At 71.6% G+C, this 22469-nt stretch carries 23 protein-coding genes and 1 tRNA gene; 16 read left to right on the top strand and 8 right to left on the bottom strand.

The window, feature by feature from the left end:
* Positions 1–519: 519 nt before the first annotated feature.
* On the bottom strand, positions 520–990 hold the full coding sequence (locus tag MT346_RS03955) for an Rv3235 family protein (protein ID WP_243561507.1): 471 nt from the start codon (positions 988–990) through the stop codon (positions 520–522).
* 117 nt (positions 991–1107) lie between these two features.
* Here MT346_RS03955 and MT346_RS03950 point away from each other — a divergent pair, with 117 nt between their 5' ends.
* Positions 1108–2607 carry a sensor histidine kinase gene (locus MT346_RS03950; protein WP_243561506.1) on the top strand — a complete coding sequence of 500 codons (1500 nt, stop codon included), beginning with the start codon at positions 1108–1110 and terminating at the stop codon, positions 2605–2607.
* Positions 2608–2849: 242 nt separating this feature from the next.
* Here MT346_RS03950 and MT346_RS03945 read toward each other — a convergent pair whose 3' ends face one another.
* Complete coding sequence (locus MT346_RS03945; RefSeq protein ID WP_017888820.1) at positions 2850–3098, bottom strand: WhiB family transcriptional regulator; 249 nt, start codon at positions 3096–3098, stop codon at positions 2850–2852.
* Between the two features lie 263 nt (positions 3099–3361).
* On the opposite strand from MT346_RS03945, the gene MT346_RS03940 reads away from it, so the two are divergent.
* On the top strand, positions 3362–3796 hold the full coding sequence (locus tag MT346_RS03940) for a hypothetical protein (RefSeq protein WP_243561505.1): 435 nt from the start codon (positions 3362–3364) through the stop codon (positions 3794–3796).
* 70 nt (positions 3797–3866) lie between these two features.
* On the opposite strand, the gene bcp is transcribed toward MT346_RS03940, so the two are convergent.
* The gene (gene bcp, locus MT346_RS03935) at positions 3867–4337 is read right to left on the bottom strand and encodes a thioredoxin-dependent thiol peroxidase (protein WP_243561503.1); all 471 of its coding nucleotides are present in this window, start codon (positions 4335–4337) and stop codon (positions 3867–3869) included.
* 111 nt (positions 4338–4448) lie between these two features.
* Between bcp and MT346_RS03930 the strand changes: the two genes are divergently transcribed.
* From MT346_RS03930 to MT346_RS03885, 10 genes are all read left to right on the top strand, one after another.
* Positions 4449–4524: transfer RNA gene (locus tag MT346_RS03930), tRNA-Lys, on the top strand.
* 61 nt (positions 4525–4585) lie between these two features.
* Positions 4586–5023 (top strand): hypothetical protein, encoded by a 438-nt coding sequence (locus MT346_RS03925; RefSeq protein ID WP_243561501.1) that lies wholly within the window; start codon positions 4586–4588, stop codon positions 5021–5023.
* Entirely contained in the window at positions 5020–5478 is a 459-nt protein-coding gene (locus MT346_RS03920; protein ID WP_243561500.1) for an ImmA/IrrE family metallo-endopeptidase, read from the top strand. The genes MT346_RS03925 and MT346_RS03920 overlap by 4 nt, the downstream gene beginning before the upstream one ends.
* A gap of 31 nt (positions 5479–5509) precedes the next feature.
* A complete protein-coding gene (locus MT346_RS03915) occupies positions 5510–6436 on the top strand; it encodes a hypothetical protein (protein ID WP_243561499.1) in 927 nt (308 codons plus the stop codon).
* On the top strand, positions 6426–7337 hold the full coding sequence (locus MT346_RS03910; protein WP_243561497.1) for an alpha/beta hydrolase: 912 nt from the start codon (positions 6426–6428) through the stop codon (positions 7335–7337). The genes MT346_RS03915 and MT346_RS03910 overlap by 11 nt, the downstream gene beginning before the upstream one ends.
* A 132-nt stretch (positions 7338–7469) precedes the next feature.
* Positions 7470–7682, top strand: a complete 213-nt coding sequence (locus MT346_RS03905; protein WP_243561496.1) for an SCO4848 family membrane protein — start codon at positions 7470–7472, stop codon at positions 7680–7682.
* 126 nt (positions 7683–7808) lie between these two features.
* A complete protein-coding gene (locus tag MT346_RS03900; RefSeq protein WP_243561494.1) occupies positions 7809–8486 on the top strand; it encodes a response regulator transcription factor in 678 nt (225 codons plus the stop codon).
* Positions 8479–9816, top strand: coding sequence for a cell wall metabolism sensor histidine kinase WalK (locus MT346_RS03895; protein WP_243561493.1), 1338 nt, complete (start codon positions 8479–8481; stop codon positions 9814–9816). The genes MT346_RS03900 and MT346_RS03895 overlap by 8 nt, the downstream gene beginning before the upstream one ends.
* A 76-nt stretch (positions 9817–9892) precedes the next feature.
* Entirely contained in the window at positions 9893–10507 is a 615-nt protein-coding gene (locus tag MT346_RS03890; RefSeq protein ID WP_243561491.1) for a PepSY domain-containing protein, read from the top strand.
* 88 nt (positions 10508–10595) lie between these two features.
* Complete coding sequence (locus MT346_RS03885) at positions 10596–11426, top strand: VOC family protein (protein WP_243561490.1); 831 nt, start codon at positions 10596–10598, stop codon at positions 11424–11426.
* Positions 11427–11524: 98 nt separating this feature from the next.
* Here MT346_RS03885 and MT346_RS03880 read toward each other — a convergent pair whose 3' ends face one another.
* Together MT346_RS03880 and MT346_RS03875 are read right to left on the bottom strand one after the other, a co-directional pair.
* A complete protein-coding gene (locus tag MT346_RS03880) occupies positions 11525–11830 on the bottom strand; it encodes a hypothetical protein (protein ID WP_243561489.1) in 306 nt (101 codons plus the stop codon).
* Positions 11831–11901: 71 nt separating this feature from the next.
* On the bottom strand, positions 11902–13434 hold the full coding sequence (locus MT346_RS03875; RefSeq protein ID WP_243561488.1) for an amino acid permease: 1533 nt from the start codon (positions 13432–13434) through the stop codon (positions 11902–11904).
* Between the two features lie 75 nt (positions 13435–13509).
* On the opposite strand from MT346_RS03875, the gene MT346_RS03870 reads away from it, so the two are divergent.
* Positions 13510–14670, top strand: coding sequence for a mechanosensitive ion channel family protein (locus tag MT346_RS03870; protein ID WP_243561486.1), 1161 nt, complete (start codon positions 13510–13512; stop codon positions 14668–14670).
* A 57-nt stretch (positions 14671–14727) separates the two neighbouring features.
* Here MT346_RS03870 and MT346_RS03865 read toward each other — a convergent pair whose 3' ends face one another.
* Positions 14728–14946 carry a hypothetical protein gene (locus MT346_RS03865; RefSeq protein ID WP_243561484.1) on the bottom strand — a complete coding sequence of 73 codons (219 nt, stop codon included), beginning with the start codon at positions 14944–14946 and terminating at the stop codon, positions 14728–14730.
* An 87-nt stretch (positions 14947–15033) separates the two neighbouring features.
* Here MT346_RS03865 and MT346_RS03860 point away from each other — a divergent pair, with 87 nt between their 5' ends.
* Positions 15034–16185 carry an SLC13 family permease gene (locus MT346_RS03860; RefSeq protein ID WP_243561482.1) on the top strand — a complete coding sequence of 384 codons (1152 nt, stop codon included), beginning with the start codon at positions 15034–15036 and terminating at the stop codon, positions 16183–16185.
* Positions 16186–16329: 144 nt separating this feature from the next.
* Here MT346_RS03860 and MT346_RS03855 read toward each other — a convergent pair whose 3' ends face one another.
* Both MT346_RS03855 and MT346_RS03850 read right to left on the bottom strand, forming a co-directional pair.
* Positions 16330–17301 (bottom strand): magnesium transporter CorA family protein, encoded by a 972-nt coding sequence (locus MT346_RS03855; RefSeq protein ID WP_243561480.1) that lies wholly within the window; start codon positions 17299–17301, stop codon positions 16330–16332.
* A gap of 85 nt (positions 17302–17386) precedes the next feature.
* Complete coding sequence (locus MT346_RS03850; RefSeq protein WP_243561477.1) at positions 17387–19894, bottom strand: hypothetical protein; 2508 nt, start codon at positions 19892–19894, stop codon at positions 17387–17389.
* Positions 19895–20073: 179 nt separating this feature from the next.
* On the opposite strand from MT346_RS03850, the gene otsA reads away from it, so the two are divergent.
* Positions 20074–21660, top strand: coding sequence for an alpha,alpha-trehalose-phosphate synthase (UDP-forming) (otsA, locus tag MT346_RS03845; protein WP_243561475.1), 1587 nt, complete (start codon positions 20074–20076; stop codon positions 21658–21660).
* Positions 21653–22450 (top strand): trehalose-phosphatase, encoded by a 798-nt coding sequence (otsB, locus tag MT346_RS03840; protein WP_243561472.1) that lies wholly within the window; start codon positions 21653–21655, stop codon positions 22448–22450. Before otsA ends, otsB begins: the two co-directional genes overlap by 8 nt.
* Positions 22451–22469: the final 19 nt, after the last annotated feature.

The following is a 22469-nucleotide window of genomic DNA, read 5'->3' as shown; positions in this document are numbered from 1 at the left end:
TCGGTGACGGGGCGCGACGTGCGCACGGGGGTGCGGTGCGTGTGTGTGCCGCTGCGGAGGCTCGGCGTCGGTCTGACGGGTGGTGCCTGTCCCCGGGGTGGGCGCGTTGCACCCCCGGGCAGGCGTCGCGCCCGTGGCTGACGGGGTGCGATGTGCGCACGGGGGGTGCGGTGCGCGCGTGTGTGCCGCTGTGGAGGCTCGGTGTGGGTCTGGCAGGTCGAACCTGCCCCGGGGCGGTTCCGTCGCACCCCCGGGCGGACGTCGCGCCCGGGGGTGACGGGGTGCGACGTCCGCACGCGGGTGCGGCGCAAAGCCGGGCGCGTCGCGGCGTGCCGCTCACGGCACGCCGGGCGCGTCGCACACCGTGCTCGCGGCACGGCACGCCGGGCGCGTCGCACACCGTGCTCGCGCCCCGCCGGGCACGCCCCGCCGGGCACGCCCCGCCGGGCACGCCCCGCCGGGCGCGTCGCATGCCGGGCACACCACGCCGGGCACACCCCGTCGAGCGCGTCGCCGCCGTCAGAGCATGGCGACCGCGGTCGCCCGCCACCGGCCCGACCGCACCTCGAGCCGGATCGCCACCGCTCGGGCGTGCGACCGCGTGTGCACCACGACACTCGCCTCGGCCACGCCCTCTGCCGGACGGCTGACCACGGCACCGCCGACGCGGATCGACGCCCGCCGGCTGTGTCGTCGCGCCGCCGATCGAGCCCGCGCGGCGTACGCGGCACGCTGCTGCAGATGTCGATGCACGTCCTCGGTGATCCACCGCGCGATGCTGTCGACCTCTCGTGCTCCCGTGAGGATCTCGGCGACGCAGAGCGCCAGCGCGCGGGCTGTCTCCGCCGGGTCACCTGGCCCGGTCGCCTGGCCGTCGGCCCCGCCCGCTGGCTGGTCGGGCCGGCGTGCGACTGCGCCGCCCGAGCCCGGCCGCAGTGCTCGTCGCGGCTCCTCCGCATCGTCATCGATCCGTTGTGCTTCCCGCGCCACCCGGGCCCCTTCCGTCGGAGATCGAGCGTATGGGGAATGCAACATTCAGATTTCATCGACCGTTCACCTGTGGACGGAGAGCGATTCTCCACAGGCCGTCGCACCTAGACTGATGCGGTGTCGACCCTCAGTGATCTCGTCCTCGCGCAAGGCCGGTCCTCCGAAGCCGACGTGGAGTGGCTCCATCTGCTCGTCGGCGACTGGCAGCTCCTGGCGGACCTGTCCTTCGCGGACATGGTGCTGTGGGTCCCGACTGCCGAGGACGGCTCGTTCGTCGCGGTCGCCCACGCCCGTCCGTCGTCCGCTGCGACCCTGTTCTACCGCGACATCGTCGGGCAGGAGATCCGCGAGGAGTGGCGCGAGCAGGTCACCCAGAGCTTCGCCAGCGCGCGCGTCACGGACTCCGCCGAGCCGGACTGGTACGAGGACACCCCGACCCGCGTCCGCGCCATCCCGGTGCTGCGGCGGCTCAGCCCGAAGAGCAAGCAGACGACCGACCGTCCGATCGCGGTGGTCACCCGCCACTCGAACCAGGACGAGTCCCGCACGCCGAGTCGTCAGGAACTGAACTTCACCGCGAGTGCGAACGACCTGTTCGGCATGATCGCGACCGGGGACTTCCCGGACCTCGGCGCACCGGCCGGCCCGCGCCGCGGTGCCCCGCGCGCGAGTGACGGTCTGCTGCGCCTCGACACGAACGGCATCGTCACCTTCGCGAGCCCGAACGGACTCAGTGCCTTCAACCGCATGGGCTACGAGGAAGAGCTCGAGCGGAAGTCCCTGGCCGAGGTCACCACCGAGCTCCTCGGGCAGCAGCTCGACGTCGACGAGTCCCTGCCGCTCGTCGTCACCGGTCGCGCACCGTGGCGCGCGGACATCGAGTCCAAGGGCGTCACGGTCACCCTGCGGTCGATCCCGCTCCGCGACCACGGCGAGCGGATCGGCGCCGTGGTGCTCTGCCGCGACGTCACCGAGATGCGGCACCAGGAGCGCGAGCTCATCACCAAGGACGCGACGATCCGCGAGATCCACCACCGCGTCAAGAACAACCTGCAGACGGTGGCGTCCCTGCTGCGCATCCAGGCTCGGCGGACCCACTCGGACGAAGCCCGCACGTCGTTGCAGAACGCCATGCGCCGCGTCGCCGCGATCGCCGTCGTGCACGACACGCTGTCGACCGGGCTCAGCCAGAACGTCGACTTCGACGAGGTGTTCGACTCCGTGCTCAAGCTCGTCACCGAGGTCGCGGCGTCGCACAACACCACGGTGCACCCGAAGAAGACGGGGGAGTTCGGCGTGCTGCCGTCCGAAGCGGCCACACCCCTGGCCCTCGGGCTCACGGAGCTCGTGACCAACGCGGTCGAGCACGGCCTCGACGGTCGTGACGGCGAGGTCGAGATCGTCGCGCACCGCTCCGACGACCACCTGTCGATCCAGGTCCGCGACAACGGCGTCGGGCTCCCCGAGGGCAAGGTCGGCTCGGGGCTCGGCACGCAGATCGTCCGGACGCTCATCCAGGGTGAGCTCGGCGGCACGATCGACTGGCACACCCTGACCGGCAGCGGCACCGAGGTCACGATCTCGATCCCGTTCCGGTGGGAGACCGCCGCCGCGTAGCGACGCGACCGCCTGGAGGCCCGCCACCGATCCGTCGGACCGGTCGCGGGCCTCCAGGCGGTTGCGACTGCCCCCGCACAACGGAAGTCACCCCGCGCCACGTGTTCGCGTGGTGCGCCGTGCTCCTGGTTGTGCGAACGGGCCGGCATGCACCCCGCACCGCGCGCGCACGACGACGCCCGCCGCGCCCCGAGGGGCCCGGCGGGCGTCGTCGTCAGTGCTGGTGCGTCAGTGCTGCTGCGTCAGGAGGCGCGGCGAGCGCGAGCGGCGCGGCGCTTGAGCGCGCGACGCTCGTCCTCGCTGAGGCCGCCCCAGACGCCCGAGTCCTGGTTGTTCTCGAGGGCGTACTGCAGGCACATCTCGGTCACGGTGCACCGTGCGCACACCGACTTGGCCTTCTCGATCTGGTCCACCGCGGGACCAGTGTTCCCGACGGGGAAGAAGAGCTCGGGGTCCGCGGTGAGGCAGGCTGCCTTGTCACGCCAGTCCATGTGGTGGTGCTCCTTGATGTCGATGCTCGAACGGCAGGCCGGGGCCGTGGTTCGGGGCTCGAGGACTCTGCACATGCTCATGTGACGTACGGGAGGATCCTGTGGGGAGGAAACCGTGCGGGGAGAGTCCGACGCCCGCAGATGCTCAGGGGAGGAGCATCGAACCACGGGAGACGCACACCACATCGTGCCGTCCAAACGACCTCGAACATCGTTCCATACTGATATGGCCAAATCAAGGGTTGCAATGCTGGAGGATCACTGTGTCTGAGCCCACCTCGAATCTGCTCGACCCCCACGAGCCGCCGCGCCAGCCGCGTTCCCGGGCGATGCTCGTGCTGCTCGTGGTGGTCGCGCTCGAGTTCGCGGCCCTGGTGGCAGCGACGGTGTTCCTGCTGGTCGAGGTCCTGGTCTCGCCGGCGTCGAGCATCGCCTCGGGCATCGCGCTCACGGTGCTGACGGCCATCGCCGCGCTCTGGCTCGGTTCGATGCTCGTCGGACTCTGGCGGTCTCGCTCGTGGGTGCGCAGCGGCATCATCGTGTGGCAGGTCCTGCAGGGAGCGCTGGCGATCGGTGCGTTCCAGGGCGTGTTCCGCGTCCCGTCGGTCGGCTGGGCGCTGCTGCTACCCGCCCTGGTCGCCATCACGCTGGTGCTGTCGAAGTCGGTGACGGCCGCGCTGGCGCGTCGCGTCGAGTAGCCCCGCACCGCACGGACCGGGGGCGGGGGCCCGGCGCCCCCCGCGCCTCCGGTCCGTGCGCTGCGTCCGGTCAGACCAGGCCGAGCTTCTTCCGCAGGCTCGCCACGTGGCCCGTGGCCTTGACGTTGTACAGCGGCAGCTCGACGCGGCCGTCCTCGTCGACGACGATCGTCGAACGGATGGTGCCGGTGACGACCTTGCCGTAGTTGTTCTTCTCGCCCCACGCGCCGTACGCCCGGTGCACGGCCAGGTCGGGGTCGCTGAGCAGCGGGAAGGTCAGTGCCTGCTCGTGCTGGAACCGCTTGAGCGCCGGCAGGTCGTCCTTCGAGACGCCGAGGACCTGGTACCCGGCGGCCTGCAACGACGACATGTTGTCGCGGAAGTCGCACGCCTCGGTGGTGCAGCCCGGGGTGGACGCGGCGGGGTAGAAGTACACGATGACCTTGCGCCCACGGAGCGATCCCAGGGCGTGCTCGACACCGTCCTGGTCGGGCAGCGTGAAGTCGGGTGCGGTGTCGCCGGCGGCGAGACGATCGGTCATGGTGCTCCTGTTCAGTCGGTGCCGACAGGTGGTCTCCGGCACGCGAAACCCATGCTATTGTTGATTCCCGTTGCGGCACACACCACAACACCGCCCAAGCATCACGGGCATGCACCTCTAGCTCAATTGGCAGAGCAACTGACTCTTAATCAGTGGGTTCTCGGTTCAAGTCCGAGGGGGTGCACCACGAACAAGGAACCCTCGCTCCGGCGGGGGTTCCCGTGTATCCGAGGGGGTCGGGAAACGTGATGACACGGGAACCCAAGGGTGGTGCCCTCGACGCGGCCGAGCTCGCTCGCCGTCTCAACCTGCTGCTCGACTTCGAGGAGTCCCAGCGCGGCACGCCGGTGCCGTTCTCGGCGATCGAGGACTACGTCGACTCGCGCGGAGGGTCGCTCTCGCGGGCCAAGTGGACCTACATGCTCTCCGGTGACGGTCGGCGCAACCGGGACACCGCGCTGCTGCAGCTGCTCGCCGGCTTCTTCGAGGTCGACGAGCGCTTCCTGCTCGAGGACAGCGACGTCCCCGAGCGCATCGGCGCCCAGCTCGCCCTCGTCCGTTCGCTGCGGTCCGCCCGGGTCAGCGGGTTCGCAGCGCGGACGTTCCCCGGCGAGCTCTCGCCCGAGGCACTCCGGCGCATCGCCTCGGTGATCGAGGAAGAGTCCCAGCGCGGGATCGTGCCGTGAGCGACCACGTCGCCGAGTTCTGGGCACGGGGTCGTGCCGAGGGATGGTCGAGCGTCGACCAGGCCGTCTCCGCTGCTGCGCAGGTGGTCGGCAAGCCGATCGTCGTCCGCGAAGAAGCCTTCCTGGCCGCTGAACCCGTGTGCGGGTTCGTCGCGACGCTCGAGCACCAGCACCTCATCATGATCTCGCCCACCCCCTCCTCGACCTTCCGGTCGTTCGTCATCGGCCACGAGCTCGGCCACGTGCTGCACGCGCACCACCAGGCCTCGGCGCAGGCGGCGTACATCCGTGACGTCATCCCCGACCTGCCCGAGTACAAGGTCGAACGGGCGATGGCCCGCGGGCTGTTCGAGAACGACTTCGAGCGCGAAGCCGAGCTGTTCGCCGACGAACTCGCCGCCCTGATCCGCGACCACCGCGGGCGCCCGAGCGCGTTCCGCGGCGTCTTCGGATGATGCCGCGTCGCTCGCCGACGGGAGCGTCGCGGTGATCCTGGCCGTCGTCCAGGCGGCGCTGCTGGTCGTGGGGGCCGTCGTGCTCTTCGTGCTGCAGCGCGGGCAGGATCGCACCCTCGCCGTCACCTTCCTGCTGTTCTGCGCCACGATCGTCACCAACATCGACCCGCTGTACCGCTGGCTCGACCCGGTGTTCGGCGGGTTCAACCTGGTGACGGTGATCAGCGACTGCCTGATGATCGCGGGGACGAGCACGCTGCTGTGGGGCGTGGCGAAGGCCGTCGGTGCCGCTGGGCCCTGGCTGCGCAACGCGATCATCGTGGCGTGCGCGGTCGTCGGCATCGTGATCGTCACCGCGTTCACCGTGCTCGACAAGCCCCCGACCACGACGACCTTCATGCTCGACGCCGGCGGCCACGCTGCGGCGGCGGTGTACTCGATCGCGCAGACGGTGTACCTGGGCGTCGCGCTCGGCGCCACGGGCGTGATCTGCGTGCTGCGCCTGCGCGAAGCCCGCTCCCGCACCGACCTGGTCGGACTGTGGGTGCTCGTGGTCGGCGGGGTGTTCGGCGTCGTGCGGATGGTCGTCGTCGTGGTGATGGACCTGGCACACGTGCTGGGGGACCTGTCCGTCACGCGGGCACTCTCGCTGCCCTACGACGTCCTGACCCCGGGCGCGGTGGTCTTCGTCGCATCGGGCATGCTCCTGCTGGTCATCGGACACCGGACCGCCCGTGCGCGACGGTCACGCCAGGTCGAACGGGCGATCCAGACCCTCGCGCCGCTGCACGCCCGGCTCGGCAGCGACAACGAGTACCCCGACACTGACGACCCGGCGACGCGGCTCAGTCGGCTCATCGTCGAGATCAACGACGGCGTCCGCAGCACACGGTCCTCGCTGAGTGATCGCGAGCGCGCGGTGCTCGCCCGCGCCGAAGCCGCGCTCGATGTGGCGTAGCGGCCGCCCCGCGCTCGTCGTCGGCAGACCCGGCCCACCGGCTCGTGCCACCGCGGTCGGAGTCGCCCTCGCCGCGGCCACGTTCGCGCTCACGGCGACCGCGCTCGTCGCCCGCCGTGCGGCTGCGGTGCACGAGCCACCCGCGCCCGCACCGCAGCCCGACGCCGGACTGCGTGGCGTGCACGTGCACGACGTCGACGGACACGAGCTGCGGGGGTGGGTCGCGCCGAGCGTCGGCGACGGTTCGCGGTGGGCCCTGGCTCTGCCGGGCCTGGGTTCGCACCCGCTCCGCCACCAGGAGATCGCCCCGGGTCTCGCCGTGCTCGGGTACACCTGCCTGTTCGCGGCGCACTCCGCCCACTGGCCGACGCGGCGCCACGGCTTCGGCGTGCGGGAGACCGACGAGGCCCGCGCGTGGCTGCGGTACGCCGCCGAGCACGGTGCGCAACAGGTCGTCCTGCTCGGCTGGTCCTTCGGCGCGTTCCTGTGGCTGCGAGCGCTGGCGTCCGACGACCCGCTGCCGGTGACGGTCCGCGCCGTGGTGCTCACCGGACCGCTCACCGACTGGGTCCCCACCATCGCGCACGGCGTCGGCGGTGGCGTGCTGGGACGGAGCCTGGGTCGTGCCGTGTCGGTGGTGCTCGCGGTGCCCGGACTGTCGCGACTCGCCGGACAGGCCGCACCCGTCCAGCTCCGACGGCCCAGGGTGACCGGGCACGCGATGCCGCTGCTCGTCGTGCACAGCGACGCCGATCGAACCGTTCCCCTGGCGACCAGTCGTGCCCTCGTCGCGGCGTGGACCGGTCCGGCACGACTGCGGATCGTGCACGGAGCCCGGCACGGCGCCGAACGCGACGTCGCCCCGAACGGGTGGCTCGACGACGTCTCGACCACCGTGTAAGGTCTGTAGCAATTGCTACATCCGTGTGGTGATCGCCGGTGGGACTCGGCCGCGTTGGGGGCGGCCGAGCGCCACCGCTGGCATCTGGCCCGCTGGCATCAGGCCCGCTCGGCCGATCGGTAGGATCAACGGGTGCTCGTCTTCGCCGCAGTCGTCCTGTTCGTCGGTGCCCTCTTCAACCTGGTCGCCTGGCCGCGCTTCTTCCAGCGCGTCGCCAAGGACACCCGCGCACGCGACGCATCGGGCCGTCCGACCACCTTCTACCGCGTGCACCTGGTCCTGCTGGTCATCGCGATGGCGATCACGCTCGCGTCAGTGGTCGCGGGGATCCTGCTACTGGTCTGACCGCGGTCTGACCCCGGCCCACACCGGACGGGAGGCCCGTGGCGACGCCGCCACGGGCCTCCCGTCCATCTCGGCGCCAGCCGCGACTTCAGCGGCGCTTCAGCGGCACCCGACAGACTGCCGTCCATGCGTGTCCTGGTGGTCGATGACGAGGTCCGGCTGGCGGACGGCGTCCGCCGAGGGCTCGAGGCCGAGGGATGGGCGGTCGACGTGGCGCACGACGGCGTCGACGGCCTCTGGCACGCGCGGGAGTTCGACTACGACGCCATCGTCCTCGACCTGATGATGCCCGGCCTGAGCGGCTGGGCGGTCTGCGCCGCACTGCGCGCTGAGCAGGACTGGACGCCGGTGCTCATGCTCACCGCGAAGGACGGCGAGTGGGACCAGGTCGAGGCGCTCGATGCCGGCGCCGACGACTACGTCACGAAGCCGTTCTCGCACCCGGTGCTCGTCGCGCGCCTGCGTGCCCTGGTGCGTCGTGGTGCTCGCGAGCGCCCGGCGGTCCTGACCGTCGACGACCTGGCGCTCGACCCGGCGGCCCGCACCGTCTCGCGCGGCGACGTCCCGCTCGACCTGACGAGTCGAGAGTTCGCGGTCCTCGAGTTCCTGGTCCGCCGGGCAGGCCAGGTCTGCTCGAAGCGGCAGGTCATCGAGAACGTCTGGGACGTCGACTTCGACGGCGACCCGAACATCGTCGAGGTGTACGTCGGGCACCTGCGGCGCAAGGTCGACCGGCCGTTCGGGCGAGCCACGATCGAGACGGTACGCGGTGCCGGCTACCGGCTGGCGGTGCACGGTGGGTGAGCGCACAGCACGCTCCCTGCTGCGGCCGCCGCGGAGTGTGCGGGCACAGACGACGCTGGCCGCCGTGCTGCTGGTGTCCGCCGCGCTGGTCGTCGGGTCCGTGCTGTTCGTGACGGTCCTGCGGCTGGTGCTGCTCGACGGCGTGCGGACCAGCGCCGAGAGCGGACTGGAACAGGCAACCGCCCGGGTCGAGACCGACGGCGCACGGGCGGTCGACGGGTACGACGACGTGCTCGTGCAGGTCGTCGGCGATGACGGTCGGGTCCTGGCGCACGGCGACGACGCCGACCCACCCGCGCTGCCGAGCACCGACGAGTCTCGGTGGTCGCACGACGGGGAGCGGTGGCTGCTCGTGGCGGACGACGTCGACCTGCCGGACGGTTCCGAGGCCACCGTGGTGTTCGGGTCGTCGCTCGAGGCGGCGGACACGGCGACGACCACGGTGGTGACACTGCTCGCGGTCGGGGTGCCGCTGCTGGTCCTGCTCATGGGCATCGGCACGTGGGTCGTCGTGGGCCGGTCGTTGCGACCGGTCGAACGGATCCGGAGCCAGGTCGCCGAGGTCGGCGGTGGGTCCCGAGGTGTTCGCGTCGTGGTGCCGTCGACGGGCGATGAGGTCGCTCGGCTCGCCGCGACCATGAACGACATGCTCGAGCGACTGGACCGGTCGGCTGCCGCGCAGCGTCGGTTCGTGTCGGACGCCTCCCACGAACTGCGGTCGCCGATCGCCTCGGTGCGCCAGCACGCGTCGGTTGCCCGGGCACATCCGGACCGGATCGGTCTGACCGACCTGACCGACGTCGTGCTCGCCGAGAACGACCGGTTGGCCGCGCTCGTCGACGGGCTGCTGGAACTCTCCCGCCTGGACGAACGCGGGCTCGTCGAGCGGCGGCCGGTGGACCTCGACGACCTGGCGCTGTCCGAGGTGTCACGGGTGCGCGCCGAGGGCCGGGTGCGCGCGGACGGCTCGGGGATCGGCCCTGCTCGCGTCAGCGGCGACCGGCGGCTGCTCGGCCAGGTCGTCCGGAACCTCGTCGACAACGCTGCACGCCATGCCAGCGGCATCGTCGCGGTCGGGGTGCGGCAGGTCGGGACCATCGCCGAGCTGACGGTCCAGGACGACGGCGACGGGATCGCCGTGGCGGAGCGGGAGCGGGTGTTCGACCGGTTCGTCCGGTTGGACGAGGCCCGTGGTCGCGATGACGGCGGGTCCGGCCTGGGCCTGGCGATCGTCCGCGACGCCGTGAGCGCGCACGGTGGCAGCGTGGTGGTCGAGGACGCGCCCGGTGGTGGTGCACGGTTCGTCGTGCGTATGCCGGTCGGCGACTGACGCGCGTCCCGGGCGCCCGGTCTCCGCTCAGCCCACTTCAGGTCTGCTTCAGCACTCGCCAGCCAGGCTCGCTCCCATGATGATCACCGACATGACCCGGACCAGCCGCATCGCGCTCTCCGCCGCCGTCCTCCTCGCAGGCGGCCTCGCCGTCAGCGGCTGTGCCGATGCTGACGACCCCTCGGACGGCGCCACGGTGGCCGCCGGCGACACCCCCGGCGGGGCCACGACCGCTCCCAGCGCCGCTGCCCGGTCGAACGACGCCCTCGTCGACGCAGCCGCCACCGCCCGCAAGGCCGTCGGCTCTGGCACCGTGGTGTCGATCGAGCAGGAGCGGAACGGCTCAGCCTGGGAGGTGCTGGTCGTCGCCGAGGACGGCACCGAGCGCGAAGTCCACACCGACGCCGCGGGCACCGGGGCCGAGGGTGCGCCGCGGACCGACGGCACGGACCCCGACGACGTCGAAGAGAACCAGCGGATCGTCGACGCTGCCGAGCTCGACGTGGCGGAAGCTGCCGACCGACTCACCGGCGCCGTCGCGGGCTCGGTCACCGAGCTCGGACTCGACGACCACGCCGGCACCGTCGTCTGGGAGGGCGACGTCCGCGATGCCTCGGGTACGAAGCACAGCATCCGGATCGACGCAGGGTCCGGTGACGTCGTCACGAACACCGTCGACACCGACGACTGAGGCGCTCAGTCCCGGTCCGGGAGCTGGTCACGGAGCACGGTGACGGAGTAGACCGGGGCGCATCCGCCGCACCTGACCGGAGGCCACGATGACCGACGCGACACCGCGCACGTACCCGCAGGGCGTCCCGAGCTGGATCGAGGGGAGCTTCCCCGATCCCGACGCCGCCGCCGACTTCTACGCCGCCCTGTTCGGCTGGCAGCTCGAGGAGCGACTGCCGCCGTCCGTGCCGGGGTCGTACCGGATCGCCACACTCGACGGCCGTGACGTCGGCGCGATCGCCTCGAGCGACGACCCCGCCGCGTGGTGGACCACCATCGCGGTGGACGACGTCGACCAGGTCGTCACCCGCGTCGTCGACCTGGGCGGGACGGCGACCGCGCCGACGGACGCCGGACCGGGTGGCAGCGCCGGACGCGGCGCGACGTGTGTCGATCCGCGCGGGGCAGCCTTCGCGCTGTGGCAGGCCCGCGACCGCCTCGGCGCGCAGCACATCAACGCGCCCGGGGGCTGGGTGTTCAGCGACCTGCGTTCCACCGAGCCCGACGCGGCGTTCTCGTTCTACCAGCAGCTGTTCGGCTGGGAGCTCTCCGGTGTGCAGGAGGGGCCGAGCACGATGCTCTTGCTCCCCGGGTACGGCGACCACCTGGCCGCGACGTCGGACCCGCACATCCGCGAACGTCAGGCCGGTGCGCCGCCCGGGTTCGCCGACGTCGTGGCCGCCCTGGCCCGCATCGACGCCGGCCCCGACGACTGGTACGTCACGTTCGGGGTCGTCGACCGCGACCGGACGACGGCGCTGATCGAGTCGCTCGGTGGCCAGGTGCGCTCGACGTGGGAGGGGCCGTTCACCCGCGCCGCGGACGACGTCGACCCGCAGGGGGCACCGTTCCGGGTGATGCAGTACGCCGTGGGCTGAACCCGCGCCGGCCCGCGCCGCGGGGTGGACCCGCGCCGGTCCGCGCCGCGGGGTGGACCCGCACCGGTCCGCGCCGCGGGGTGGGCTGCGCCGGTCGGTCAGGACTCGGTGGGTGCCGGCTGCCCGAGGACCCGGCGGAGCGCCAGCGCGGCGACCTGCTCGTCGGACGTGTCGAGCAGCACCCGCCAGGTGTCGTCCGGGGTGAGGAACTCCACGCACACGGCATCGAAGTCGCACGGCTCGATGCGCCAGCCGCGCACCGCGTCCATCGGCACCGGCTCGAGGGCGTCCCGCTCGAAGCTGGTCTCGGCGTGCACCCGGTCGGGGAACACCCGGACGCGCCCGAAGCAGCCCCGCCAGGTCAGCTGGAGGTCGAGCATCGGGGGAGCGGCACGGTCAGGCACCCGCTGATCGTACTGGCGGGTGCCCGACCGGCCGACGCTGTCGCCGCGCGGTTCGCGCTGGATGGACAGGGTCAGTTCCCGTCGCCGTCGCGGCGCACCTGGTTCGCGGGGTCGCGCCCGGTGATCGGGTACGGGCCCGTGACCCCCTCGCGCAGCTGGGCGATGCGCAGGATGCGGTCGCGCTGCAGGAACCAGCCCACGATCAGCAGCGGGATGATGATCACGAGCGACGCGATGGTGAGCGTGCCGACGGGCCAGTCGATCGCCATGAGCACGAGCACCGACACCAGGAACGCCAGCGTGAGCCACGCGGTCACGGGGGCGCCGGGCAGCTTGAACGACGGTTCCTTCGCCTTGCCCTGCTTCGCCCACTGCCGCAGCCGCATCTGGCACAGGATGATCGTGCCCCAGGCGGTGATGATGCCGAGGCTGGCGATGTTGAGCGCGATCTCGAAGGCCTGCTTCGGGACGAAGTAGTTCAGGGCGACACCGGCGACGGTGAAGGCCGCGGTGAGCAGGATGCCGGCGAACGGCACACCGCCCTTGGTCATCTTCGTGGTCCACTTCGGCGCCGAACCGTTCATGCCCATCGAGTGCAGTGCGCGGCCGGTCGAGTACAGCCCGGCGTTGAGCGACGACAGCGCCGCGGTCAGCACCACGAAGTTCATGATCGAACCGACGATCACCCCGACCTGCGGGTTGCCGAGCGACGAGAAGAACGTCACGAAGGGGCTCTCGCCCTCCTTGTACGACGTGTACGGCAGCAGCAGCGACAGCAGCACGACCGACCCGACGTAGAACACCGCGATGCGGAACACGACGGAGTTGATGGCGCGGGGGATGACCTTCTCGGTGTCCTGGGTCTCGCCGGACGCCGTACCGACGAGCTCGATCGCGGCGTAGGCGAAGACGACGCCCTGCACCACGAGCACCGCGGGCAGCAGGCCGTTCGGGATCAGGCCGCCGTTGTCCTGCCAGATCGAGAAGCCCGTCCGGACGGCCTCGCCACCCGTCTCGACCGGGAACGCGAAGATCAGCCAGATCAGGGCGACGACCAGGAACGCCACCAGGGCGACGACCTTGATGATGGCGAACCAGAACTCCAGCTCACCGAAGACCTTGACGGCCACCATGTTGGCGGCGAGCACGACCACGAGCGCGATCAGGGCGAGCAGCCACTGCGGCGCCGCGGTGAAGGCCCGCCAGTACTGCAGGTAGAGCGCGACCGCGGTGGTGTCGACGATCGAGGTCATCGCCCAGTTCAGGAAGTACATCCAGCCCGCGGCGTAGGCGAACTTCTCGCCGTAGAACTCGCGCGCGTACGAGATGAAGGACCCGGACGACGGACGGTGCAGCACGAGCTCGCCGAGCGCCCGCAGGATGAAGAACGCGAACACGCCCGCGATCAGGTACACGACGGCCAGGGCGGGCCCGGCGGTGTGCAGGCGTCCACCGGCACCCAGGAACAACCCGGTCCCGATCGCACCGCCGATCGCGATCATCTGCAGCTGCCGGGGCTTCAGCCCGTGCTGGTAGCCCTCTTGCTCGTGCGAGAAGTCGTTCGCTGGCGCCTGCTCCACGCCTGTGTCGTTCTGCGCTGTCATGGCCGACACGCTACATGCGCACCGAGTCGTCCGGCGACTGGGCCACGCCCGTCGTCGAGTTGGCACCATGGGCGGATGGACATCCTCCTCCAGCTCCTGGTCGCGGTCGGGTTCGCCCTGCTGGCGACCGCCGTGGCCGCTCTCGTCCTGCACCTGGTGTTCCGCGGGCTCGGTCGACGCGAACGCTGGGCCGCCGCGCTCTCGCGGCGCACCAAGCACCCCGTCCGCACGATGCTGCTCGTCGTGCTGCTCTGGATCGCGTTCGCGTCATCCATCCCGAACACCGACGCGTACCCGTGGCGTGACCACGTCTCGCACGCGTTCCTCGTCGTCACGATCGGTGTCGGGACCTGGCTGGCGTGCGAGCTCGCGGTGTTCCTCGAGAGCCTCGGCCTGCACCGCTACCGCGTCGACGTCCCGGACAACCGCGTCGCGCGACGGGTCCGCACGCAGGTGCTGATCCTGCGGCGGGTCACCGTCGCCGTGCTCGTCATCATCGGCGTCGGCGCGATCCTGCTGACCTTCCCCGGGGTCGAGGCCGCCGGCGCGAGCGTCCTGGCCTCGGCCGGACTCATCTCCGTGATCGCGGGCCTCGCAGCGCAGTCCACCCTGGGCAACGTCATCGCCGGCATGCAGCTCGCGTTCTCCGGGTCGATCCGCGTCGACGACGTCGTCGTGGTCGAGACCCAGTGGGGCCGGATCGAGGAGATCACGCTGACCTACGTCGTCGTCCACCTGTGGGACGACCGCCGGTTCGTGCTGCCCTCGACGTACTTCACGTCCACCCCGTTCGAGAACTGGACGCGCACCAGCAGCGAACTGCTCGGCGCGGTGGAGTTCGACCTGGACTGGCGTGTCAGCCCCGCCGAGATGCGGAAGGAACTCGACCGGATCCTCGAGACGTCGACGATCTGGGACCGCCGGACCAAGGTGCTGCAGGTCACCGACGCCGTGGGCGGGCTGGTCCGGGTCCGTGTCCTGGTCACCGCCCCGGACGCGGGCGGCCTGTTCGACCTGCGGTGCTACGTCCGCGAGGAGATGGTCGACTGGCTGCAGCGCACCCACCCGGACGCCCTGCCCGTCCAACGCGTGCAGCTCGCCGAGCCTGCGACGCCGCTGCGCCGACGCGGCCGCTCCACCGAGGGGGACAGCTCGCTCTTCCGCGAGGACGACGAGCGCGGAGCGCTCTTCACCGGACCGATCCAGACCGCGCACATCCCGCCGTCCGAGCGGTAGACCAGACCCGGGACACACAGGAGGCCCGGTGCCAGCAGGCACCCGGCCTCCGGTCCCTCAGCCCCCGATGATTGACCCCGCAGGGCACGGCTGCCGCGCGCGGACCGCGCGGTCGTCCTCCACCACCGTGCCGATCGCCACCACCGTGGTCGCCAGCCAGGCAACCCACGTCAGGGCGAGGCGCCAGTCACGCGGACCCTGACGCGTCGTCTGGATCACGCTGTAGCCGCTGATGATCGAACTCCACACCGCACCGTTGAACAAGAACTTGCGCACGGATTCCTCCTGTCGTCGTCTCAGGCCACGCTACTGGTCGCTACATTGGAGCGCCGCCGGTGGCGGTACCCCACACAAGGAGTCGTCGTGCGTCAAGCCGTCATCGGTGCAGTGCTGTTGGTCATCGGCGCGGTGTGCGTCGCGCTCGGCCTGCTGCCCGTTCCCGACCTGATCGAACTCGCCGACCGGGTGCTGCCCGTGCTGGGGTTCGTGCTCGGCCTGACGATCGTGTCCGAGCTCGCCGCCGACGCCGGGGTCTTCGACCGTCTGGCCGACCTGGCCGCGCGCGTCGGTGGTGGCCGCGCCATCGGGCTGTGGGGCGCGGTCGTCGTGCTCGCCGTGCTGTGCACCGTGTTCCTGTCCATCGACACCACCGCCGTGCTGCTGACACCCATCGTCATCGCCCTCGCCCGCCGGGTGGGCCTGCCGCCGATGCCGTTCGCGCTCACCACCGTGTGGCTGGCGAACACCGCGTCGCTGCTGTTGCCCGTGTCGAACCTGACCAACCTGCTGGCCGTCGACAAGATCGGGCTCGACGGACCCATCCCGTTCGCCGGGCTGATGGTGTGGGCGGCGCTCGCGGGGGTCGTCGTGCCGTGCGCGGTGCTGCTCGTCGTGTTCCGCGGCAAGCTCTTCGGCCGGTACACACCGGTGTCGGTGCGCCCGCCGGCCGACCGGGTGTTCTTCACCGCCGCGTCGATCGTGCTGGTCGCCCTGGTGATCGCGCTGACCGCCGGTGTCACCGTGTGGATCGCCGCGGTCCTCGCCGCACTCGCGCTCGTCGTGGTCGCCGCGTTCCGGGCACCGTCCGAACTGAAGCCCTCGCGCGTGCCATGGTCGACGCTCGTGTTCGCGGCCGGGCTGTTCGTGGTCGTCGAGACGCTGCACACGACCGGCATCACCGACCCGCTCGTGAACGCGCTGCCGGGCGGCTCGGGCACCGGCTCGCTGCTGGCGCTGGCCGGCGCTGGCGGGGTCGCCGCCAACGCGATCGACAACCTGCCGGCGTACCTGGTGCTCGAGCCGGCGGCCGGGCACGACGCCCTGCGCTACGCGGCCCTGCTGATCGGCGCGAACGCGGGCTGCCTCATCACGCCGTGGGCCTCGCTCGCGACGCTGCTGTGGCACGCGCGGCTCGCCGCCGAGGGTGTGCACCTGTCGTGGGGTCGGTACATGGCGCTCGGCTGCGTCGTCGCCCCGCTCACCGTCGTCGCCGGCGTCCTCGCGCTGCGGCTGTAGCGGAGCGCGCCGTGCTCGGTTGTCTGCTGGTGCGAGCTTGTTCGCCCCGTGCGTGCTTGTTTCCTCGCACCACGCCGTCAACCGGGCACGTGGCGCGAACCTCGCACGGTGCTCGCCAGCGCCGTGCGAGGTCGTGCGCTGCGGCTACAGCCAGTCGCGGTGCTTGAACGCGCGGTAGAGCACGAGCGACGTCACCACGATGAGCGAGAGCGACAGGAACAGCCCGCTCCACGAACTCTCGCCCGGGAACGTCACGTTCTGCCCGAAGAAGCCGGTGATGGCGGTGGGGATGGCGATGATCGCTGCCCAGCTCGTGACCTTCTTCATGACGGTGTTCTGCCGGTTCGACGCCAGGTTCAAGTTCGTGTCCAGCACGCTCGACACGGCGTCGCGGAGCTGGTCGACCGAGTCGGCGATCGACACCAGGTGGTCCTCGACGTCGCGCAGGTACGGACGCACGCCGTCGACGATCGTGTCGGCGTCGCCGTGCAGCAGCGACGCCACGCTGTCCCTGGTGGGCACGACCAGCCGCCGGAGCACCCCGAGGGCCTTCCGCAGGGCGAACGACCGGCGCTGGATCTGCTGTTCGCGCGGGTCGCTGCGCTCGAACAGGTCGTCCTCGAGCTCGTCGATGTCCTGCTCGATCGCCTCGACCTCGGCCGTGGCGTGGTCGACGACCGCATCGAGCAGTGCCCACACCAACCAGGGCACACCGTGCCCGGCCAGGTCGGCGTTCGAGTCCAGCCGGCGTTCCATCGCCCCGGTGTCGACCTCGGGTCCGTGGATCGTCACCAGCGCGTGCTTCGTGATGAACGCCTTGACCTCGCGGGTGACCAGCGCGCCGGCGTCGTCGCGTCCCTGCACGTCGTAGACGACCAGGAACAGGCTGTCGCGGTACCGGTCGAGCTTCGGTCGCTGCCCCCGTTCGACCGCGTCCTCGACGGCGAGCGCGTGGATGTCGAGTTCCTCTTCGAGCTGTCGCAGGTCCGACGCCTGTGGGTCCGTGTAGTCCACCCACACGAAGCCGTCACCGTCCGCGATGCAGTCCGACACCCGCTCCACCGGGAAGTCCCGCTCGGCTGCCGATCCGTTCCGCCACGAGCGCGTGCTGACCATGTGCCACAGCGTAGTGAGCGACGACTGCGCGCCCCGGGCAACGTGGTGCCCGGGGCTCGCAGGACGGACAGGGTCCGGATCGTCGTCAGTAGGCGCTGACGAGCTTGCCGTCCTGCACCTTCAGGTACTCGTTCACGTCGAAGTTGTCCTCGGCGTGGCCGGAGTCCCCGAAGAACGACGTGTAGTCGTACCCGATGACGCCGTCCGACGTGCTCCGCACCTCGACCGTGCCCGACCCGGTCGCCTCGATCTCGAGCTTCGGCATCGTGGTGACCGTGTACTTCACCGGGCCGTCGGCGTCGTACGGCCCGTACCAGGGGCAGCCGTCCAGCGCGTCGACGTCGGTCTTGGCGGCGCAGGTGGTGATGAGGTCCTCCACCCACTTCTGGGCGTCGGTCGTCAGCTGCTCCGTCGCCTTCGGCTCGAAGTCCACGTACGAGCTCGACGCCGACGAGCCGGCCGACACCGTCTTCGTGCCGCCGACGAAGTACTTCGACCCACCGACCTGGATGCGGTACGTGCCGGGGTAGGCGAGCGAGGCGAACGTGCCGTCCTCGATCTTCCCGACGCGCTTGCCCGCGACCGTCACCGGAGCGCCTTCGAGTGCCGACGACGCGGCCACCGACAGCCGGGTCGCGAGCGGCGTCGTGATCCGCCACTCGTCCTTGACCAGCCAGCTGGTGCCCGTGCGGCGCAGCGCGACCTGCCCGGAGCGGTTCTTGCCGCCCTGCGTGTAGCTCACCGTCGCGGTCGCGGTGTCACCACTCGTCACGACGCGACCGACGCGGACGTCGGCCGGCCGGTCCGTCGCGCTCCGCAGCACCGTGGCGTCGAGCATCGACGCGTCGCCCGGGACCTCGCTCATGCGGTCGGCGGCCGTGGCGTCGCCGCGGGCGATCGCCGCGACGTAGCTGCGGACGGTCGGGGCGGGGCCCCACACGTTCGACCGGAGCACGCCGGTGGTGACCGCTCCCGCGACGACCACGACGACGACCACGCCGGCCGCGACCAGGGAGCGGACGAGGACCTTGCGGGCGCGGGGCGACATCGGCGCAGCGGCGCTCGCCGCCTCCGGCCCGACGAAGGCCCGCGACCCGGCACCGGCGAAGTCCTGCGACCCGGTACCGACCGTACCGGTGTCGGCAGCCGAGGCGGGGCCAGCCGTGCCGACACCGGACCGGCCGCCGTCCCACGCCGGAGGAGCGGCTCCCCACGCCGGGGCGACGACCGCACGCGGATCAGCGCCGACGACCTTCGACGCCAGCAGCACGACGCGCCCACCCAGCACGGGCAGCAGCAGGGGCGCCAGGAACCGTGCGACGACCTCGATCACCGCACCCCAGACGGCGAACACGACGGGCGTCCACGGCGCGACGCCCGCCGACCCGGCGCCGGACACCGCGCTCGACCCGGTCGCGCTGTACGACACGACGACCGTCCCGAGCACGAACACCACGACACCGGCGAGCAGCCAGACCGCCGGGGTCACCACCCAGTCCAGCGTCGTGCGGACCCGGTCGTTGCGGCGCACGGCGAGCAACAGCCCGGCGACGAGCGCGGCGACGACGACGAGCAGGACGACCAGCCAGATCCACCCGGTGGTCCCGCCGAACGCCGAGCCGGTCTGTGCCGCGCTGCCGAAGCCGGACGCCCCGATGCCCCCGAGGAACCCGAGTGCGACGAGTGCGAGCGCGAGGTTGCCGATGGCGACGGGCAGCGCCGACCCCCACGACGGCTGGGTAACGAGCGCAACGAGCACCAGCACGACGGCGACCACCACGGTCAGGGACCCGAGCTGCAGGGTCGCCACCCGTGCGGTCCCGAGCGCGCGGGCCAGCACCACACGACCCCGGACGAGCATCGCGGGACGGGCGAGGAACGCCGACGCGGCACCGACGACGAACGCGCCGACGATGCTGCTCGCACCGACGGCGTGCACCGCCCCGATCGTGACGCCGGAGGTCGCCGGGAAGCGGATCGCGAGCACGAGCCCGGCGATCGTCGTGAACGCCGTCAGCACGATCCCGGTCACAGCGGACGTGACGAGCACCTGGGGGAGTCCGAGCACACGGCTGCGGATCCGACGGGTCAGCACCACGGCGAGCACGACCTGGGCGACGAGCACCAGGAGCGGGACGACCCCGATCGACGCTGCGCCGGACACCCCGAACAGGGCGACGGACCCCGACACGTGCAACCGGCCGAAGTCGGCCAGCGCGACGAGTTGCGCCGGGGCACCGAGCAGCACGCTGACACCGGACAGCAGGCTCTGCACGTCCGGGGTCGATGCAGCGCCACCCGTCTCCGGCAGTGTGGCGCCACCGAACGAGTCGCCCGATCCGCCGGCCGCCACCACGGCGACGGTGAGCAGCAGCGAGATCCCGGCGACGACGTACGCGGCCACCCAGGCGCCGACTCCGGCCAGGGCGGCGGCGAGCCAGTCGCGTCCGCCGATCGAGCCGAGCAGACGACCGAGGGCGTCCGGCTCACGCGGCGGTCCAGCGGCGGCACCGGCACCACCGGGGCCACCAGGGCCACCAGGGCCACCGGCAGCACCGGCACCACCGCTGCCGTCGGCCCCCGGACCGGGCATGGGCGGTCCTGAAGGACCCCAGGATTCGGGCGGGACGTCGCTCACGGCGGATTCCTCTCCGGCCGGGCGGCCGCGCACCGCCCTCCGGCACGCCGTGTCCCCCCGACACGACGCTCAGCATACGCTCAGCCGCAGGGCAGCCGGGAACCGGGTGTCGGCGCGCTGGTAGGTTGCGAGCCGTGTCTGCTCCTTCCAGTTCGTCCAGCAAGTACTCCTTCGTCGTCGCCTCGAACCGCCTGCCGGTGGACCGCGTCGTCGACGAGGACGGCAACGAGGGCTGGCGGCACTCGCCCGGCGGGCTGGTCACGGCGCTCGAGCCGGTCATGCGCGCGAACGACGGCGCCTGGGTCGGATGGGTCGGCCAGCCGGACGTCGAGGTCGAGCCGTTCGACAACGAGGGCATCCACATCGTCCCGGTGCCCCTCAGCGCGAGCGACGTCGAGGACTACTACGAGGGCTTCAGCAACGACACCCTGTGGCCGCTGTACCACGACGTCATCGAGCACCCGAGCTACCACCGCGACTGGTGGAACGCGTACAAGAGCGTCAACCAGCGCTTCGCCGAGCAGATCGCCGAGATCGTCGAGCAGGACGGCATCGTCTGGGTGCAGGACTACCAGCTGCAGCTCGTGCCCGCGCTGCTGCGCGAACTGCGCCCCGACCTGACGATCGGCTTCTTCAACCACATCCCGTTCCCCCCGGTCGGCATCTACGCGCAGCTGCCGTGGCGTGCGCAGATCCTGGACGGGCTGCTCGGGGCGGACGTCATCGGGTTCCAGCGCCACGACGACGCCAGCGACTTCCTGCGGGCCGTCCGCCACATCAAGGGCTACACGACCAAGGGCACGACGATCGACGTGCCGGTCGACGACCCGGATGCACCGCGCAGCCGCAAGGGGATCACCGTCCGTCACGTCGAGGCGCGCCACTTCCCGATCTCGATCGACGCCGAGAGCTTCGAGGAGATCGCCCGCCGCCCCGAGGTGCAGGAACGGGCCCGTGCGATCCGCGAGGGCCTCGGCAACCCCAAGACCGTGCTGCTCGGGGTCGACCGACTCGACTACACCAAGGGCATCCGGCACCGCATCAAGGCGTTCGGTGAACTGGTCGAGGACGGCCGGGTCGCGGTCGAGGACGCCACCCTCGTGCAGGTCGCCAGCCCCAGCCGCGAACGGGTCGACTCGTACCGGCTGCTCCGCGACGAGATCGAACTGAGCGTCGGACGGCTCAACGGCGACCTGGGCACCATCGGTCACCAGCCGATCTCGTACCTGCACCACGGCTACCCGCGCGAGGAGATGGTCGCGCTCTACCTGGCCGCCGACATCATGCTCGTGACCGCCCTGCGCGACGGCATGAACCTGGTCGCGAAGGAGTACGTCGCCAGTCGGTTCGACAACGACGGGGTGCTGATCCTGTCCGAGTTCGCCGGTGCCGCCGACGAGCTGAAGCAGGCGGTCATCATCAACCCGCACGACATCGGCGCGCTGAAGGACTCGATCGAACGCGCGATCGAGATGCCCCGCCGCGAGCGTTCGACCCGCATGCGCGCGCTCCGCAAGCGCGTCCGCGACAACGACGTGGCGCGCTGGTCGCGGTCGTTCCTCGAGGCGCTCGACCGGCACGCCCCCCGCGACGCGCGGATCGATCCGTCCGCGACCGAGCCCGCACACCGCGAGGCACAGACCGACAACATGTCCATCTTCGACCAGGACGCGCAGACCGCGCGTGCCGCCGAGGACACCCGGGAGGACCGTGATGCCTGAGCAGACCCCGCACGTCGACGAGACGGCAGCCCCAGGGCTCGACACGGCCCTGGCAGACCTCGCCGGCTCCGGCACGCTCCTGGTCGCGCTCGACTTCGACGGCACGCTGGCACCCTTCGCCGACGACCCCGGCCAGGTCGGTGCGCTCCCCGGCAGCTGGGCGGCCGTCCTGACCCTGCAGCGCGCGGCACGGACCGAGGTCGTGCTGGTGTCCGGGCGTCCCCTGGACAGCCTGGCCCGCGTCAGCCACGCACCCGACGACATGTCCCTCGTGGGGTCGCACGGCGTCGAGTGGCGGGTGGACGGCCACGACGAAGCGGCCCTGACCGACGACGAACGGGCGCGTGTCGCCCGCATCGGTGCCGCGCTCGACGCCGTGGGGGAGCGCTTCCCCGGCGTCGTCATCGAGCACAAGCCCGCGGGGCACGGCGTGCACACCCGCCGGGTCAGCGCCGAGGTCGCCGCCCAGGCGAACGCCGCCGCCAGCCAGGCCGCGCACGACGCAGACCCCCAGGTGCTCGAGCGCGGCGGCAAGGACATCGTCGAGTTCGCCGTCCGGCACGTCACGAAGGGCGACGCGATCGCCCGGTTGCGCGAGCTCCGCCGCGCGGACTCGGTCCTCTTCGCCGGGGACGACGTCACCGACGAGGACGCCTTCCGGGTGCTCGGCGCCGGTGACGTCGGCGTGAAGGTCGGCCCGGGCGACACCGTCGCCGGGTACCGCGTCGCCGACCCGGCGGCCCTGACCGACGTGCTGAAGCAGCTCGCTCGCCTGCGGGCGACACGCTGACGGACCGGGCGCGCCCGCC

The sequence above is a fragment of the Curtobacterium sp. VKM Ac-2922 genome (assembly GCF_022815645.1).
Lineage (GTDB): Bacteria > Actinomycetota > Actinomycetes > Actinomycetales > Microbacteriaceae > Curtobacterium.
The sequence above is the reverse complement of the archived record's forward strand: the minus strand, read 5'-3'. Positions and strand labels throughout refer to the sequence as shown.

Coding starts and splice junctions, on each gene's coding strand:
- MT346_RS03890 (WP_243561491.1), top strand. CDS start 9,893: ATGATGATCACCGACATGACCCGGACCAGCCGCATCGCGCTCTCCGCC.
- MT346_RS03885 (WP_243561490.1), top strand. CDS start 10,596: ATGACCGACGCGACACCGCGCACGTACCCGCAGGGCGTCCCGAGCTGG.
- MT346_RS03900 (WP_243561494.1), top strand. CDS start 7,809: ATGCGTGTCCTGGTGGTCGATGACGAGGTCCGGCTGGCGGACGGCGTC.
- bcp (WP_243561503.1), bottom strand. CDS start 4,337: ATGACCGATCGTCTCGCCGCCGGCGACACCGCACCCGACTTCACGCTG.
- MT346_RS03910 (WP_243561497.1), top strand. CDS start 6,426: ATGTGGCGTAGCGGCCGCCCCGCGCTCGTCGTCGGCAGACCCGGCCCA.
- MT346_RS03870 (WP_243561486.1), top strand. CDS start 13,510: ATGGACATCCTCCTCCAGCTCCTGGTCGCGGTCGGGTTCGCCCTGCTG.
- MT346_RS03850 (WP_243561477.1), bottom strand. CDS start 19,894: ATGCCCGGTCCGGGGGCCGACGGCAGCGGTGGTGCCGGTGCTGCCGGT.
- otsB (WP_243561472.1), top strand. CDS start 21,653: ATGCCTGAGCAGACCCCGCACGTCGACGAGACGGCAGCCCCAGGGCTC.
- MT346_RS03875 (WP_243561488.1), bottom strand. CDS start 13,434: ATGACAGCGCAGAACGACACAGGCGTGGAGCAGGCGCCAGCGAACGAC.
- MT346_RS03945 (WP_017888820.1), bottom strand. CDS start 3,098: ATGGACTGGCGTGACAAGGCAGCCTGCCTCACCGCGGACCCCGAGCTC.
- MT346_RS03925 (WP_243561501.1), top strand. CDS start 4,586: ATGACACGGGAACCCAAGGGTGGTGCCCTCGACGCGGCCGAGCTCGCT.
- MT346_RS03855 (WP_243561480.1), bottom strand. CDS start 17,301: ATGGTCAGCACGCGCTCGTGGCGGAACGGATCGGCAGCCGAGCGGGAC.